At 62.3% G+C, this 15,400-nt stretch carries 13 protein-coding genes; 6 read left to right on the forward strand and 7 right to left on the reverse strand.

The window, feature by feature from the left end; translation table 11 throughout:
• The first annotated feature begins 292 nt into the window (after window positions 1-292).
• From gcvH to CD175_RS03925, 5 genes are all read left to right on the forward strand, one after another.
• Window positions 293-676 (forward strand): glycine cleavage system protein GcvH, encoded by a 384-nt coding sequence (gcvH, locus tag CD175_RS03905; protein ID WP_104447747.1) that lies wholly within the window; start codon window positions 293-295, stop codon window positions 674-676.
• Window positions 677-708: 32 nt separating this feature from the next.
• Window positions 709-1,965 carry a serine hydroxymethyltransferase gene (gene glyA, locus CD175_RS03910; RefSeq protein WP_104447748.1) on the forward strand — a complete coding sequence of 419 codons (1,257 nt, stop codon included), beginning with the start codon at window positions 709-711 and terminating at the stop codon, window positions 1,963-1,965.
• Between the two features lie 166 nt (window positions 1,966-2,131).
• Window positions 2,132-3,121: a lipoyl synthase gene (gene lipA, locus CD175_RS03915; RefSeq protein ID WP_104447749.1), complete on the forward strand. Its 990-nt coding sequence runs from the start codon at window positions 2,132-2,134 to the stop codon at window positions 3,119-3,121.
• A 33-nt stretch (window positions 3,122-3,154) separates the two neighbouring features.
• On the forward strand, window positions 3,155-3,913 hold the full coding sequence (locus CD175_RS03920) for a M15 family metallopeptidase (protein WP_104447750.1): 759 nt from the start codon (window positions 3,155-3,157) through the stop codon (window positions 3,911-3,913).
• Window positions 3,910-4,626: a L,D-transpeptidase family protein gene (locus CD175_RS03925; protein ID WP_104447751.1), complete on the forward strand. Its 717-nt coding sequence runs from the start codon at window positions 3,910-3,912 to the stop codon at window positions 4,624-4,626. Before CD175_RS03920 ends, CD175_RS03925 begins: the two co-directional genes overlap by 4 nt.
• A 149-nt stretch (window positions 4,627-4,775) precedes the next feature.
• Here the strand turns inward: CD175_RS03925 and CD175_RS03930 are convergent, their stop codons facing one another.
• The 7 genes from CD175_RS03930 to CD175_RS03960 form a co-directional block, all read right to left on the reverse strand.
• Window positions 4,776-6,164 (reverse strand): purine-cytosine permease family protein, encoded by a 1,389-nt coding sequence (locus CD175_RS03930; protein ID WP_104447752.1) that lies wholly within the window; start codon window positions 6,162-6,164, stop codon window positions 4,776-4,778.
• Window positions 6,165-6,209: 45 nt separating this feature from the next.
• Window positions 6,210-6,950: a TorF family putative porin gene (locus tag CD175_RS03935; protein ID WP_104447753.1), complete on the reverse strand. Its 741-nt coding sequence runs from the start codon at window positions 6,948-6,950 to the stop codon at window positions 6,210-6,212.
• A 107-nt stretch (window positions 6,951-7,057) separates the two neighbouring features.
• Complete coding sequence (locus tag CD175_RS03940) at window positions 7,058-8,797, reverse strand: amidohydrolase (RefSeq protein ID WP_104447754.1); 1,740 nt, start codon at window positions 8,795-8,797, stop codon at window positions 7,058-7,060.
• An 18-nt stretch (window positions 8,798-8,815) separates the two neighbouring features.
• Window positions 8,816-10,612: an amidohydrolase gene (locus CD175_RS03945; protein WP_104447755.1), complete on the reverse strand. Its 1,797-nt coding sequence runs from the start codon at window positions 10,610-10,612 to the stop codon at window positions 8,816-8,818.
• A 201-nt stretch (window positions 10,613-10,813) separates the two neighbouring features.
• Complete coding sequence (locus tag CD175_RS03950) at window positions 10,814-11,836, reverse strand: helix-turn-helix transcriptional regulator (RefSeq protein WP_104447756.1); 1,023 nt, start codon at window positions 11,834-11,836, stop codon at window positions 10,814-10,816.
• A gap of 87 nt (window positions 11,837-11,923) precedes the next feature.
• Window positions 11,924-12,766 carry a nitrilase family protein gene (locus CD175_RS03955; protein WP_104447757.1) on the reverse strand — a complete coding sequence of 281 codons (843 nt, stop codon included), beginning with the start codon at window positions 12,764-12,766 and terminating at the stop codon, window positions 11,924-11,926.
• On the reverse strand, window positions 12,763-14,262 hold the full coding sequence (locus tag CD175_RS03960; protein ID WP_104447758.1) for a purine-cytosine permease family protein: 1,500 nt from the start codon (window positions 14,260-14,262) through the stop codon (window positions 12,763-12,765). Before CD175_RS03960 ends, CD175_RS03955 begins: the two co-directional genes overlap by 4 nt.
• A gap of 198 nt (window positions 14,263-14,460) precedes the next feature.
• On the opposite strand from CD175_RS03960, the gene CD175_RS03965 reads away from it, so the two are divergent.
• Window positions 14,461-15,363: a LysR family transcriptional regulator gene (locus CD175_RS03965; protein ID WP_104447759.1), complete on the forward strand. Its 903-nt coding sequence runs from the start codon at window positions 14,461-14,463 to the stop codon at window positions 15,361-15,363.
• The last annotated feature ends 37 nt before the right edge of the window (window positions 15,364-15,400 follow it).

Genomic DNA, 15,400 nt, shown 5'->3' on the forward strand with positions numbered 1-15,400 from the left:
CAAAAGATCGCAGCCTTCGGCAGCTCCTACGCGATGTGCGACGTCCATGTCTGCGAATCGATACAGCGTAGCGAAATCAAGACAACCCTGCCCTGCCAGCAATCACAGCGCTTGCGTCCGAGGCGTTACCTGTCTGTATTGATTTCAGTACAACGTCAGTCATCGCCACTTTGAAAAATCTTTACAAGCCATTGATTTAAAACAACTAATAAACATTGGCACCACCCTTGCTATCACTCCTCCAACCCCGCTCGTCGCCCCGCCACGAGCCTTAAAACAATAAGGAGTTGATATGAGCCAATTGCGTTTTACCGTCGATCACGAATGGTTGCGCCTTGAGAGCAATGGCCTGGTCACCGTCGGCATCACGGCGTTTGCCCAGCAGTCGCTGGGGGATGTGGTGTTCGTTCAGGTGCCTGAACTGGGCGCCTTCGGTGCCGGCGCTGAAGTGTCGGTGCTGGAGTCGGTGAAAGCCGCCAGCAGCATCGGCATGCCGCTGGACGGTGAGGTGGTCGAGGTCAATGACACGCTGGAAAGCACCCCGGAACTGGTCAACGAAGACCCGTTGGGCGAAGGCTGGTTCTTTCGCTTCAAACCGGTCGATGTCGAGGCGTTGAGCGACTTGCTGGATCAAGACGCCTATGCACGCCTGACCGCCGAACACGCCGACGCTTGAAGCCCCCACGAATCCGCAAAAAGGACCACACCATGTTCAGCAAACACGACCAGATCAAAGGCTACGACGACGAACTGCTGGCGGCGATGAACGCCGAGGATGCGCGGCAGGAACACCACATCGAACTGATCGCCTCGGAAAACTACACCAGCCAGCGGGTCATGCAGGCCCAGGGCAGCGGCCTGACCAACAAGTACGCCGAAGGGTATCCGGGCAAGCGTTACTACGGCGGCTGCGAGCACGTCGATGTGGTCGAGCAACTGGCCATCGACCGCGCCAAACAACTGTTCGGCGCCGACTACGCCAACGTCCAGCCGCACTCCGGCAGCCAGGCCAACGCCGCGGTTTATCTGGCGTTGCTGCAAGCGGGCGACACCGTGCTCGGCATGAGCCTGGCCCACGGCGGACACTTGACCCACGGCGCCAAGGTGAGCTTTTCCGGCAAGCTGTACAACGCCGTGCAGTACGGCATCGACACCACCACCGGCCTGATTGATTACGACGAAGTCGAGCGCCTGGCGATCGAGCACCAGCCGAAGATGATCATCGCCGGCTTCTCGGCCTATTCGAAGACCCTGGACTTCCTGCGCTTCCGTCAGATCGCCGACAAGGTTGGCGCCTACTTCTTCGTCGACATGGCCCACGTCGCCGGGCTGGTGGCCACGGGTTTGTACCCCAATCCCCTGCCCTACGCCGACGTGGTCACCACCACCACGCACAAGACCCTGCGCGGCCCCCGTGGCGGTCTGATTCTGGCCAAGGCCAACCCGGAGCTGGAGAAGAAGCTCAACGCCGCCGTGTTCCCCGGCGGTCAGGGTGGCCCGCTGATGCACGTGATCGCGGCCAAGGCTGTGTGCTTCAAGGAAGCGCTTGAGCCGGCATTCAAGACTTATCAGGCGCAGGTGATCCGCAACGCCCAGGCCATGGCGCAGGTGTTTATCGAGCGCGGTTATGACGTGGTCTCCGGCGGTACCGACAACCACCTGTTCCTGGTCAGCCTGATCCGCCAGGGCCTGACCGGCAAGGACGCCGACGCCGCCCTCGGGCGTGCCGGCATCACCGTGAACAAGAACGCCGTGCCCAACGATCCGCAATCGCCGTTCGTGACCTCCGGCCTGCGCATCGGTACGCCGGCGATCACCAGCCGTGGCTTCAAGGAAGCGCAAAGCATCGCCCTGGCCGGGTGGATCTGCGACATCCTCGATCACCTCGGCGATGCCGACATCGAAGCCAATGTCGCCCGCCAGGCGGCGGCCCTGTGTGCGGACTTCCCGGTTTACCGCGACTAAGCACACAACATAGAACCCTGTGGGAAAAAACCTGTGGGAGCGAGCTTGCTCGCGATGGCGGACTTTCATTCAACATCAATGCTGAATGTAATGGCCTCATCGCGAGCAAGCTCGCTCCCACAGGGTCTCCCACAGGTTCTGCTCCCTGTTGCACAAGGAAAACACCATGAACGCCATTGTCGAATCGACCGGCAACCACCCGGCCAAGGTGGAGGTCGGCACCAAACTGCGCGGCGCCGAAAAGGTCGCGCGGATCCCGGTGAAGATCATTCCCACGGATGAACTCCCGCGCAAACCCGACTGGATTCGCGTGCGCATGCCGATCTCTCCCGAGGTCGAACGGATCAAGCAACTGCTGCGCAAGCACAAGCTGCACAGCGTCTGCGAAGAAGCCTCGTGCCCGAACCTCGGCGAGTGTTTTTCCGGTGGCACCGCGACCTTCATGATCATGGGCGACATCTGCACCCGGCGCTGCCCGTTCTGTGATGTCGGCCATGGTCGGCCCAGGCCGCTGGACGTCAACGAGCCGATGAACCTGGCCGTGGCGATTGCCGAGCTGCGCCTGAAGTACGTGGTGATCACCTCGGTGGACCGCGACGATTTGCGCGACGGCGGCGCCCAGCACTTCGTCGATTGCCTGCGGGAAATCCGCAAGCTGTCCCCCGGCGTGCAACTGGAAACCCTGGTGCCGGATTATCGCGGACGCATGGACGTGGCCCTGGCGATCACCGCCACTGAGCCGCCGGACGTGTTCAACCACAACCTGGAAACCGTACCGCGCCTGTACAAGGCCGCTCGACCTGGTTCGGACTTCGAGTGGTCGCTGGACCTGCTGCAGAAGTTCAAGCACGCGGTGCCCCACGTACCGACCAAATCCGGCCTGATGCTGGGCCTGGGTGAAACCGACGAGGAAGTGATCGAGGTCATGCAGCGCATGCGCGAGCACGACATCGACATGCTGACCCTCGGCCAGTATCTGCAACCCTCGCGCAGTCACCTGCCGGTGCAGCGCTTCGTGCACCCGGACACCTTTGCCTGGTTCGCCGAGGAAGGCACGCGCATGGGTTTCAAGAACGTGGCGTCCGGGCCGCTGGTGCGCTCGTCCTATCATGCCGATCAACAACTTCATGGAGGTGCCGGCGGTTTCAAGCCATGATGAGGTGACTGGTCATGCATGGAGCCGTTCCCGATGCCGCGTTCACCCTGTCTGTTGTTGCTGTGCCTGAGCCTTGCCCTGCCGTGCATGGCCGACGAGCCGAAACCCGGGCACATGCTGTATGTGCGCAGCGTCGACCCGGGCATCGTGCAGGACATCCGTTACGCCAGCGCGCACAACTTCACCGGGCACCCGCTCGACGGCTACCAGGCGGCGGAGTGCCTGCTGTCGCAGGACGCAGCGAAGGCGTTGGCCCGAGTGCAAAGCGCACTGAAAGCCGAAGGCTACGGGCTGAAGGTATTCGACTGCTATCGCCCGACCCGCGCGGTGGCGGACATGGGCCGCTTCGCCAGCGAACCCGGCGACCCGCTCAAGACCGAGTTCTATCCACGGGTCGACAAGCAGGACTTCTGGCGCCTGGGGTATGTGGCCCGGGTGTCCAATCACTCCAGGGGCAACACCGTCGACCTGACGATGACCGGCCCCGACGCCCTGCCCGCCGACACCTGGACGCCTTCGGTGAAACCGGTGGATTGCACGGCGCCTTACGGTGAGCGCTGGCACGACGGCGCGCTCGACATGGGCACCGGTTTCGACTGCTTCGATGAGCGGGCGCACACCGACTCGGCGCTGATCAATGCCACGGCCAGGGCCAATCGCCAGCGACTGACCGATGCCATGGCCAAGGAAGGCTTTGTGGGTTATTCGGCCGAGTGGTGGCACTTCACGTACAGCGGCAATCCGCCGAAGCCGGACGTCATGGACTTCCCCATCACGCCGTTGACGCCATGAACCCTCTGCTCAAGGCCCTGTTAGTGGCGTTTTTTCCGCTGGCCGCCATGGCCCAGGGACTCGACGGCAGCGACCAACTGATCGTGGTCACCAGTAAAGGCTGGAATGACATCCAGGGTACTGCCCAACGCTATGAACGGCACGGGCAGACCTTGCGCAAATTCGAAGGGCCCTTTGCCGTCGTTCTCGGCAAGAACGGCATGGGCTGGGGCAAGGGGCTGCTCGACAGCGGGCCACCTGGAGGACCGGTCAAACAGGAAGGCGACGGCAAGGCGCCAGCTGGCATGTTCAAGCTGGGCACGGCGTTTGGCTACGCGCCTTCGGCCGATACCCGCCTGCCCTATCTGTCGCTGACACCGACCATCGAATGCGTGGATGACAGCCAATCGGGTCGCTACAACGAACTGGTCGACGGCGCGGTCGTCGAAAAAGACTGGAACAGCTCCGAACGGATGCGCCGCCCGGATGAGTTGTACCGCCAGGGCATTTTCATCCAGCACAACACCCCGGCCTCTCCCGCTGCTGGCTCGTGCATTTTCTTCCACATCTGGCGCGGCCCCACGGCGCCGACCCGTGGTTGTACGGCCATGGACCCGACGGATATTGCGCGGCTGCTGGATTGGCTGGACCCGGGCAAATCCCCGGTGCTGGTGCAACTGCCTGAAGCACAGTACGAGCAGTTGCGTGAGCGCTTGAAACTCCCAAAGCTCTAGTCAACGCCGGCCCCTGTGGCGAGGGAGCTTGTCGGATCGCCGCACCGTCCCGCTGGGGCGCGAAGCGGCCCTAAAAGATGGGACTGCTACGCAGTCCAGCGGGAGCAAGCTCCCTCGCCACAAAAACTCCCTCGCCACAAATGCAGGTGTTAACCCCGCTCAACCACCACGCTACTCATCGACGGCTTGGCCAGCGCGTAATAGATCACACCCGGCACCAACAACCCGACGATCCAGGAAATGTCCACGCCGCCCAGTTGCGCAACCATCGGCCCGGAGTAGAAATGGGTGTCGACAAAGGGCAACTGAATCAACACGCCGATCACATAGACGCTGATTCCCAGCACGTTCCAGCGACCGTAGCGGCCTGTCGGGTCGGACAGTGCCGGGATGTCGTAGCGTTCCTTGTTGATGAAGTAGTAGTCCACCAGGTTGATCGCGCTCCACGGGGTGAAGAACGTCAGCAAGAACAGGATGAAGTACTTGAACGAGTTGAGGAACGAGTACTGCCCCAGCAACGCCAGCGCGGTGGACGCCGCGACGATCAGCAGCACAAACACCATGCGCTGGCGGGCGCTGATTTCCAGGCGGCGGCGAAAGCCACTGATGATGGTGGCGATGCACATGAAGCTGCCGTAGGCGTTGAGGGTGGACACCGTGACCTTGCCGAAGACAATGCTCAGGTACAGCAAGGAGGCGATCACACCGCTACTGCCCAGGCCGACAATGGTCGCCACTTCGTGCCCACGAAAATTCGCTCCGGCCAGTGCGGCGGCGAACACCCCGAGCACCATCGAAGCCTGGGCCCCCAGTACCGTGCCGAGACCGACAGCGGCGAAGGTTTTCCACGACGACGTCTTGCTCGGCAGGTAGCGCGAGTAGTCCGCCACATAAGGGCCGAAAGCGATCTGCCAGGACGCCGAGAGCGACACCGCCAGCAGGAACGTGCTCCAGCTGAAATGACGGTTGTCGAGCAACAAGCCGATGTCGTTGAGGGTCATCAACCGGGTGAACAGGTAGGCGAAGGCGATGATGCCCAGCACGCTGGCCACCCGCCCGACCAGGTGAATCACCCGATAGCCGAAGATCGTCAGGAACGCGATGCACGCCGCGAAAATCAGGATGCCGGCGCTGTCGCTGACACTGATCAACTGCGCAATCGCCTGCCCCGACAGCACCGCGCCGGTGGCGCTGAAACCGAGGTACATCAGGCACACCAGGACAATCGGGATCGCCGCGCCATACACCCCGAACTGCACGCGGCTGGAGATCATCTGCGGCAGCCCGAGCTTCGGCCCTTGCGCCGCGTGCAGCGCCACAACGGCGCCGCCGAGCACCTGTCCGATCAGCAGGCCGATCAGCGACCAGAACACATCGCCACCCAGTACCACGGCGAGGGCGCCGGTGACGATGGCGGTGATTTGCAGGTTGGCGCCAAGCCAAAGGGTGAACTGGCTGTAGAGGCTGCCGTGACGCTCAGCCTCGGGGATGAAATCGATCGAGCGGGTCTCGATCAGGGGACTGCGTTGCGCACTCATGACGGTGTTTCCTTTGAGGAACTGTTTTTGTTGTCGGGGGTGTACTTAAAAGGTCTTGGTGGCACTGGCAACGACCGTGGCCGAGCACAGGTCATCATAGCCATACCAACTGCTGCACTCGCTTTTCGACAAGTCCGTGTCGACGTAGCTCAGGCCCCACGTCACGCCAACGAAGTCGCGTGTCAGCTTGGCCTCCCACTCGTAGTAAGACTCACGGTTATCGCCACTGGCGGACCAGAATGCGGGGTCTTTCACATCGTTGCGTCCAAAGCGCAGGTCCAGGCCGACTTCAGCCGGCAGATCGATTTTGTAGCCCAGGTAGGTGTAAAGGGTGTCCTGGTCCTCGCCGAAGAAATTCGGCGTGTCCTTTGAGTAATAGGCACCGAGCTTGACGCCATACACATCGACAATGGCGTACACCTCACTGAGGTTGAATTCGGAGTTTTTCGGGTAGTCGTACTTGATGTAGCCCAAGTCCAGGCTGATGGCCTCGGTCGCCTGCCAGAAGTAACCCGCGTAGTACTCAAGCTCCTGCCGGGTATCGAAGCCGCCACCGAAATCCACGTTGGAGGTCCAGGCGCCGATGTACAGGCCACTGCTGTGCAGCAGCGTTGCCCCGCCCTGCACGGCCGGATCCCCCAGGGTTTGCGAGATACCACGGGAACGGTAGTCGCTGACCACGCCCAGGGTCATGTCAAGGCTGAAGTCATCGTTGAGGGCCAGGGCTTGGCTGCTCAGGGGGGCCAATGCCAGTGCGGCGAGGGTCAATGCTGAAAGTGCGTTCATACAGTTCTCTTGTTGTTATGGCGTACGGGGAATTTCAGGCATGGCGATGCCAGGCCCCTCGCGCTGCGAGGGGCTGGCGGTTTTTGCGTGTGTCGGGTGTTCGCAGGTCAGGACGCGGGGGCGTAGACCTGCTTGCCGGCGAAGAAGGTGTTCAGGACTTTGGTTTCGAACAGGTCGTCGTCGCTGACCTTGAACACGTCGCGGTCGAGGATGATCAGGTCAGCCTGCTTGCCCGGAGCCAGCGAACCGATCTGCTTGTCCAGGCGCAGGGTTTTCGCCGCGTTGAGGGTGTAGGCATAGAACATGCTCTGGCGGTCGATGCTTTCCTTGGCATTGAGTACGCCCAACGGCCCCTTGCGCGTGCTGGCCTGGGCAATGGCGTTAAACGGATTGGCGCTCGACACCGGCCAGTCGCTGCCACCGGCAATCGTTGCACCGGCGTCATGCAGGGACCGCGCGGGATACTGGTAACCGTAGGCAAAGGCACTGATGTAGGGCTTGACCAGTTCGACGGTGTAGGACTCACCGGTGGCCCATAGCAGTTGCATCGAGGCGATCACGCCCAGTTGCTTGAAGCGTGGGAACTCCTTGGGATTGACCAGTTGCAGGTGCGCGATGCTGTGCGGCACCGGGGTCGGGCTGAGCTTGCGCGCATAGGCCACGCCATTGAGTGCTTCACGCACCGCGCGGTCGCCGACGGCGTGCATGTGCACGATCCAGCCGCGTTTTTCCGCCGCCACCACCAGTTCACCGAAGTGCGCCGGGTCGGTCAGCAGTTGTCCGTCCTTGTGGCTGTTCTTGTACGGCACGATGACCGCAGCGGTTTGCCCCGGGAACTCGAGGATGCCGTCGACAAAGACCTTGATGCCGGGGAACGTCAGGTTGGGCACCCCCTCGAACTGCTTCATCACCGTGGCGATCACTTCCAGGTCGGCCGGTTTGCTCTTCGGGTTGGTGACCATCAACGCGGCGACGTGGGCGCTGAGTTCGCCGTTCTGCGCCAGCGCTTTGTACAACGGCAGGACGCCGACGCTTTCGGCGGTGGCATGGAAATCGAACAGTGAGTCTTCACTGCCGCCGTTCGCCGCGGCGTCCATCCACGCAGTGATGCCGAACTGGTTGTTGACCCGCACCGCCTCTTTCGCGGCCTTGAGCATGGTCGCCTGGCTGGGCGCGGGAATTGCGCTGCGCACCACGTCCCAGCGTGATTCGGCAAAGTAGCCATTCGGCGTGAAGTCCGCTTCATGGCCGACGTAACCGCGCTCTTTCTCCGGCAGGCTCTTGACCAGTGCAGCGTCGATGTTCAGACGCTTGAGCATCGCGTTGTTGGCCCAACCGGTGTGGCCGTCGATGCCGCTGAAAACGACAGGCTGATCAGCCCAGCGCCCCTGATTGAACACCTTGCCCAGTTCACGGCTTTTTTCCCAATAGGCCGAACTGACCCCGGCGACGCTGATCACATCGCCAGCCCGGGCACGCCCGGCCTTGTCCTCGTCAATCACCCACTGCTCAAGTTCGGGCAGCGGTTTGACTTCGTCCAACAGGTTGGCCTTCATGCTGTCGAACGCCCCCACCACCGGGTGGCTGTGGGTGTCGATCATGCCTGGCATCATTACCTTGCCCGCCAGGTCGATGCGCTGGGTCCCGGCATCGGCCAGGGCATTGATTTCGGCATCGCTGCCGACTTTCAGAATCTTGCCGTCTTGCACCGCAACAGCCTGCACCAGCGCCTGGCCGGGTTCGGCGGTAAAGACCTTGCCGTTGAACAGCACCAGGTCAGCGGCGGCCATCGCCTGCACCGACGACAAGGCCAGCGCGGCGGCCAACAGGTTTGGAATCAATCGCATCGGAACGCTCTCTAGTTTTTATTGGGCGGATCGGGAAGTAACAGCCTGGGAAACCACGTTCGGCGCAAGCCCCAGGAACGGCGCCTTGGCCCACACGACCTTGCCGCCGACCAGCGTCAGCAGCACGTCATTGCGGCCCAGCTCCTCCTCGGGCACCTGCATGAAGTTTTTGTCGAGCACGATCAGGTCAGCGAACTTGCCGACTTCGACCGAACCCAGCACCGCCTCCAGCTTCAGCTGTTGCGCGGCATTGAGGGTGATGCTGCGCAGCACTTCGGCTCGCGACATGGCCGGATCGCTGTTGAGTCGCCCGGCATATTTGGGTCCATAGCTGTGCGGGTTGGTGGGGTCGCCGGAGCGGGTGACACCGACTTTCAGCGCCAGGAACTCATCGAGGGGATCGACCGGCCAGTCGCTGCCAAACGCCACACGGCCGCCGGCATGGGCGATGCTGCCCGAGGGCTCCATGCGCTCGAAACGCTCGGCGCCGAGGTGATCGCTGGTGCCGTCGACCGTGGACGGTGCCTGCTGCGCCCACTGGAACGACATGGTCGCGGTGACATCCAGCGCCTTGAAGCGTGAATAGTCGGCAGGGTCGACCGACTCGGCGTGCGCGATGGCCGGACGGAAATCCGCACCGGGCAGTTCCTTGCGCACATAGGCGACGCTGTCCAGTGCATCCCGCACCGCGCGCTCGCCGGTGGCGTGCAGGTGCGGATCGAGACCGGCCTTGACCGCTTGCAGCACCAGCGGATTGAGCACTTGCGGCGGGAAGTACAGCTCGCCCAGGTTCTTGCCCGGCGTCCACTTCGGCGCCTTGTCGGTGCCGCTGTTGTGCAGGTACGGGGTCAACATGGCGCCGGTGTCCGCTGGGGCATTGATGATGCCGTCCATGAACAGTTTGACGTGGCGCATGCTCACGCCCGGCGCGACATGCACCTCGCCCTGGTCGTAGGTGCTGGCCAGGGCCTTGGCCTCGGCGATGGTTTTCACCGGGTCGGCGGCCGCGGCGGCCGGGTCCAGCTTGATCGCCAGCAGGGCCCGGGCGGTCAGTTCGCCGGACTTTTGCAGAGTGGTGAAGGCCTTGCCGCTTTCCGGGCCCGACAGGGCATCGAAGAAGCTGGTGATGCCCTGTTGGCGCATGGCGTCGAGGGCCGCTCGCATCTGGTTGAGTTTTTCTGCGTCGGTCGCCGGCGGCACCACGGCGGCCAACGACTCGGCGGCGCCGTCCTCGCAGATGCCGTTCGGGTTGCCGGCGCTGTCACGTCGGTACTTGCCGTCTTCGGGGTCGGCGGTGTTCTTGTTGATCCCGGCCAGTTCCAGGCCGCGAGAGTTGGTCAACACGGTGTGAAAATCGGTGGAGCGCACCTGGATCGGACGCTTGGTCTTCAGCGCGTCCAGGGTCGACTTGTCGGCGTCGCCGTCAAGCCCGGTCATGCCCATGCGGTCCCAGCTGCCGACTTCCAGCCAGACATCCGGGCCCTTGTCCTTCTCGGCATCGAGGCAGGCCTGGATGCTCGCCTGAAACTGCGCGCGGGTCATGGTCTGGTATTTCAGGTCGCACAAGGTCATGGCGCGACCGCCATCCCCCGGGTGCATGTGCGCGTCGACGAAGCCCGGCATCAGCATGCGCCCGGCCAGGTCGATCAGTTGTGTCTGCTTGCCGATATAGCCGTCGACCCCGGCATCGCTGCCGACGTAGACGATCTTGCCGCCCGAAATGGCGATGGCCTGCTGCACGGAACTCTGGCCATCGACCGTGTAAACGTAGCCATTGCGCATGACCGTGTCGGCGGGTGTCGCCGCCAACGCCATGCCGGAAAATGTCGTGGTCGCCGCAATGGCGACAAAAAGCCTGGAAAGTCTCAAATGCCTCACCCCTGTTCTTATTGTTTTGAAGCGGCCCGAACGGCTGCACAAGCCCTTGCATAGACAGGGCCTACCCTATAGGGCGCAGCGTTCGAATGGACCTCTGCAAATGAGGAGGGGTCAGGCAAATAATTGAAACGGCAGGGATTAATCCCGGCGCACGGACTCCGTCAGCGCACCCGGCGAACGCAGGACAGAGCCCAGCTCCACCTTGCTTTTCACACCGAGCTGCAAGTAGCAATTGCGCAGGTAGGTCCGCACGGTAGACGGGCTCAAGGCGAGCATTCTGGCGATTTCCTTGTAGGAGTGGCCAGCGGCGAACAGCATCGCCGCCGTGCGCTCCCGAGGTGCCAGGCCGTCCCCGCCCGAGGGGGCTTCGAGGGACAGGATGACGTGTTCGGCGTTGGGGCTCAGGGTCAGGGTGCAGCGGCCCAGGCGGATCACGCAGGGGGCCTTGGACAATTGCGCGATCACCTCAGGTGGCAGCGTGGAACCGCTCCAGCCAGGCAGTTCGCGCTGGATGGCAACACACAACCTGGCCCCCACATAGAGCAGACTGCCGTCCATACGCGCGACGCCAAAATCACTCGCGCCGTTTTCACTGTCGAAGCGAATCATGTCCTGCACCTGAAACCGCCACAGCTGGAACAGGTGATCGCAGAACGCCAAAAACAGCTCGGCTTCGTTCTCCTCGAACGCCTGTTCATCCTCACCCCGGTAGAGGCAGACGAAAAACATCAGGCCGCTTTCGGGCAATTCGTAGGTGATGCTCATCAAGTGATAGAGATCGAAGCGCCGGGCGAAATCATTGACTGCCTCGCAAGGGTCGGTGAAACCCTTGTCGCACACCACCTCACCGGGACGATTGAGCGTGGCGTAGGAGAACTGATCGTTGGCCGCCACCGGATGCCATTCGGCGGCAAAGGATTCAGGAAGATTGATGCTGCCATGCATCCAGCTTTGCATGGGCACCTCAGGACCTGGCGCAGACATTTCGCCCCACCAGGCAGAGGCGAAGGGCACCAGTTGACCGAATGCCTGCAGGCCATCGGCGATGAATCGCGACGCCCCGCTCTCCCGCGCCAGCCGGCCAAGGTGCAGTACGCAATGATTGAACGCCTTGAGCGTGACCATCGTTGCGTCACCGTCGACTTTATTTCCCGCCCCCATCATTGCGATCCCGTTCACTGCATGGCCTTTCGTTTCGACGATGCCATAGGCCCCTGACGGGCGTCCAGCACGCAATGACATCATCGGTTACAAAGTGCTGTGCAACCCGTACAGCTGTGGCCGGCGGTCCTGATGCAGGTCGTTGCGGGCACTGATGCGCTTGTTGCGCGCTTCGGCGAGGTTCAGCGTCGCCAGCAGGATCTGCTCGCCGCCCTGCTCCGCCGGACCGGCCAAGGGGTAACCGTCGGCATCGACGATGACTGACCCTTGCACCCAGCCGACCCCGCGCTCATGGCCATAGCGATCGCACGCGGCAATGAACAGGCGGTTCACCGAGGCATTGGCCTGCACCCGCAAGACTTCCGCCGGGCGCTCGGTTTGCGGCCGCGGACCGTCGGGCCAGTTGACCGGCGCGCACAACAGATCGGCGCCGGCCAGCGCCGGCAGGCGCACCCACTCGGGAAACTCCAGGTCGTAGCAGATCAGCATGCCGAGCCGTCCATGTTCCGTTTCGACCACCGGCGGCGGCGCATCGCCAGCGGTGAAGATGTCCTTTTCGGCATCCCACAGATGCGCCTTGCGGTACACCGCGCGCAGGCCATTGGCGTCGATCATCGCCGCGCTGTTGGCCAGCTCATCGCCGGGCAGGCGTTCGCAGAAGCCGCCGACGATCACCAGGTTCAGCTCACGGGCCAGTGCCTGCCACAACTGCAAGGTCGGACCGTCAACGGTTTCCGCCAGGCTGAGCGCTTCGTCGCGGTCGGCAAACACATAGCCGCTCTGCACCAGTTCGGGCAACACCACGACTTGCGCGCCCTGGTGCGCCGCCTGGCGAATCGCGCGCTCGGTGAGCGTGCGGTTGTAGCCCAGGTCACCTATTTTCGGTGCCAGTTGGCAGCAGGCGACCACGGTATTTTTTGCGTTGTTCAACGCCCTGCCTCCGCAGATGAATGGGTCATGGCGACGATGTCGCTCTCGCTCAGTGCATCGATCACCCGGCGTTCGGCGGCCAGGTCAATCGAACGGCTGAGCAGGAAATAGGTCAGCCCCGAGACCACAAGGCCCACCAGCCAGGCGATGTCCACGCCTTCCAGCACCCGAGCCAGCGGGCCGACAAAAACCTCTTTGCCGGCGGCGGCATCGAAGATGTAGAAGAACGGCACCATCGCGGCGAAGCCGATCAGGTACGAAACGATCCCGCGAAATTGCCAGGCGCCGTAGATGCCCTTCGGTGTGAAGAAATGCGGGATCGCATAGCGGCCCTTGCGCACGAAGAAGTAGTCCACCAGGTTGACGGCGGTCCACGGCACGAGGAAATACAGCAACAGCACCAGGAAGGTGTTCAACAGCGCGATGCCGTCCCCTTTGATCGACAGCACGCAGGTCAACAGAATCACGCTGATCACACTGATCGACAGCACGCGGGCGCGGGGTGTCGGGGTGATTTTCCTGATCGAGTCGACACCGGTCAGCAGCGTCAGCATGGCGCTGTAGGTGTTGAGTGCAATGATCGGCAGAAAACCCGCCACCGAGACGATCACCAGCAGATTGCCCAACCCCGGCACCATGGAAGAACCGACCTGATTCAACGCCACCAGTGCATCCGCTGCTTTCAACTGCTGCGCCAGCCAGGCGCCGAGGCCGATCATCCAGCTGCCGGACAACGAGGCACCGATGAACACCGCCGCGATCAATTTCACCCGGCTGGTGTTTTTCGGCAGGTAACGGGAATAGTCGGACACGTAGGGCGCATAGGAAATGTTGTAGCTGGCACCGATGGCGAACAGCGTGGCGAAGGCCACCCAGTTGAAGCCCAGATCGGTCGCCGGCGTGACGCCTTCCTGACCCGCACCGAACATCAGGGCGATGGTCACCAGGGCGTACAGCGGCAAGGTCGCCAGCAAGGCCCACTTGAACGCCTTGTGCATCAGGTCGTGGCCGTAGATCGACAACAGCGCACCGATCAGCACCACGGTGACGGCGACGATGGTCGGGTCGATGCCGAACACATGTTCCAGGCCGTTCATGATCAGCGAGATGTTCACCACGTTGAATCCGACGAACACGAACATCGTCGCCATCAACGCCAGGATCACCCCGCGATAGCCGAACTGGGCGCGGGACTGGATCATTTGCGGCAGGCCCATTTCCGGGCCCTGGGAGCCGTGGAACGCCATGAAAATGGTGCCGAACATGATGCCCAGGGCACCGGCGAGCATGGTCCACAGTGCGGACAAGCCTAGGCTCGGGCCTACAAAGCCGATGGAGATGGTGAAGAAGTGGAAGTTGCCCAGGAACCAGAACGGTCCCTGGCTGCTGAGTTTGGCGTGACGTTCGTTTTCCGGAATGTAATCGATGGAGTGGCCTTCGATGGCCAATCCGCCACTCGCCTCGGCGGCGCGCGCAGACACTGGGGAACCTGACATACGATTGTTCCTATGCTGGTGTTTGTTGTTTTTGTGGTTACAGCGCTCGCTACGACGTCCAGATCGGGTGAAACTCCAGAAAAAGCTGACGATGACGCTGGTTTCACGGCAATGTAGGGTGTGAGTCCGGGCAATAAAATATCGCAGGCACACTGTTCACATAGATCAGCGCCTATGTAATCGAGAATCGGGAGCCCCATGCTGGGAACTGTTACGGAGCTGGATCTGCGTCTGATCCGGGTATTTCTGACCGTCGTCGAGGCGGGCGGCATCTCGGCGGCGCAAACCGCCCTCAACGCCACACAACCGACGATCAGCGCGCAATTGGCGACGCTGGAAGCGCGGGTCGGTTTTCGTCTGTGCGAACGCGGGCGTGGCGGGTTTTCCGTCACGCCCAAAGGCACGCAGTTCATCGAGGCGGCCCGACGCTTGCTGGCGGCGGCCGAAGGATTCCGGGTCGAGGTGCAGCACATCAACCGCAAAGTCTCGGGCAGCATCAACATCGGCCTGCTGGGGCAAATCGATCCGGTGGCGAACAAGAAAATCGGCCTGGCCATTGCCCGTTTGCGGGCTCGGCACGAGGGGCTGTACTTCCATTTCACCGAGCTGTCGTCGTCCCTGCTGGAAGAGAAAATCATCAACGGCCATATCGACCTGGCCATTGGTTACTTCTGGCACCGCTTGCCCAGCATCGATTATTTCCCGCTGTTCCCGGAAACCCAGATTGCCTACTGCGCGCCTTCGCATCCGTTGTTCGACCAGGTCGGTGCACTGACCCGCGAAGATGTCAGCGGTTTTGACTGGGTCTGGCCGAGCCATCCGCTGCCGGAGATGCCGGCCCCCACCTCCATCGAACGCCTGACCGTGCTCACCGACAGCATGGACGGCGCGGCCCTGCTGATCCTGTCCGGCCAGCACCTGGGGTTTCTGCCGCAGCACTACGCGACCCGGCATGAACAGCTGGGGCAATTGCACCCGCTGAACCCGGAGCTGCTGCGCTATGAGGTGAGCTTTCATGCGGCGGTGCGGCATTCGTCTCGTCAAAAGGATCTGGTGAGTGCGTTCCTCAACGAGCTGATCGAGATTTTTGGAGCGGTGTAGGGCCCTGTGGGAGCTGTGGGTCAGCCAGCATCAATGT

Source organism: Pseudomonas laurylsulfatiphila, assembly GCF_002934665.1.
Lineage (GTDB): Bacteria > Pseudomonadota > Gammaproteobacteria > Pseudomonadales > Pseudomonadaceae > Aquipseudomonas > Aquipseudomonas laurylsulfatiphila.

Excerpts from the sequence above, each read along its gene's own strand:
- gcvH (WP_104447747.1), top strand. The coding sequence starts at position 293 with ATGAGCCAATTGCGTTTTACCGTCGATCACGAATGGTTGCGCCTTGAG.
- glyA (WP_104447748.1), top strand. The coding sequence starts at position 709 with ATGTTCAGCAAACACGACCAGATCAAAGGCTACGACGACGAACTGCTG.
- lipA (WP_104447749.1), top strand. The coding sequence starts at position 2,132 with ATGAACGCCATTGTCGAATCGACCGGCAACCACCCGGCCAAGGTGGAG.
- CD175_RS03920 (WP_104447750.1), top strand. The coding sequence starts at position 3,155 with ATGCCGCGTTCACCCTGTCTGTTGTTGCTGTGCCTGAGCCTTGCCCTG.
- CD175_RS03925 (WP_104447751.1), top strand. The coding sequence starts at position 3,910 with ATGAACCCTCTGCTCAAGGCCCTGTTAGTGGCGTTTTTTCCGCTGGCC.
- CD175_RS03930 (WP_104447752.1), bottom strand. The coding sequence starts at position 6,164 with ATGAGTGCGCAACGCAGTCCCCTGATCGAGACCCGCTCGATCGATTTC.
- CD175_RS03935 (WP_104447753.1), bottom strand. The coding sequence starts at position 6,950 with ATGAACGCACTTTCAGCATTGACCCTCGCCGCACTGGCATTGGCCCCC.
- CD175_RS03940 (WP_104447754.1), bottom strand. The coding sequence starts at position 8,797 with ATGCGATTGATTCCAAACCTGTTGGCCGCCGCGCTGGCCTTGTCGTCG.
- CD175_RS03945 (WP_104447755.1), bottom strand. The coding sequence starts at position 10,612 with ATGGCGTTGGCGGCGACACCCGCCGACACGGTCATGCGCAATGGCTAC.
- CD175_RS03950 (WP_104447756.1), bottom strand. The coding sequence starts at position 11,836 with ATGGGGGCGGGAAATAAAGTCGACGGTGACGCAACGATGGTCACGCTC.
- CD175_RS03960 (WP_104447758.1), bottom strand. The coding sequence starts at position 14,262 with ATGTCAGGTTCCCCAGTGTCTGCGCGCGCCGCCGAGGCGAGTGGCGGA.
- CD175_RS03965 (WP_104447759.1), top strand. The coding sequence starts at position 14,461 with ATGCTGGGAACTGTTACGGAGCTGGATCTGCGTCTGATCCGGGTATTT.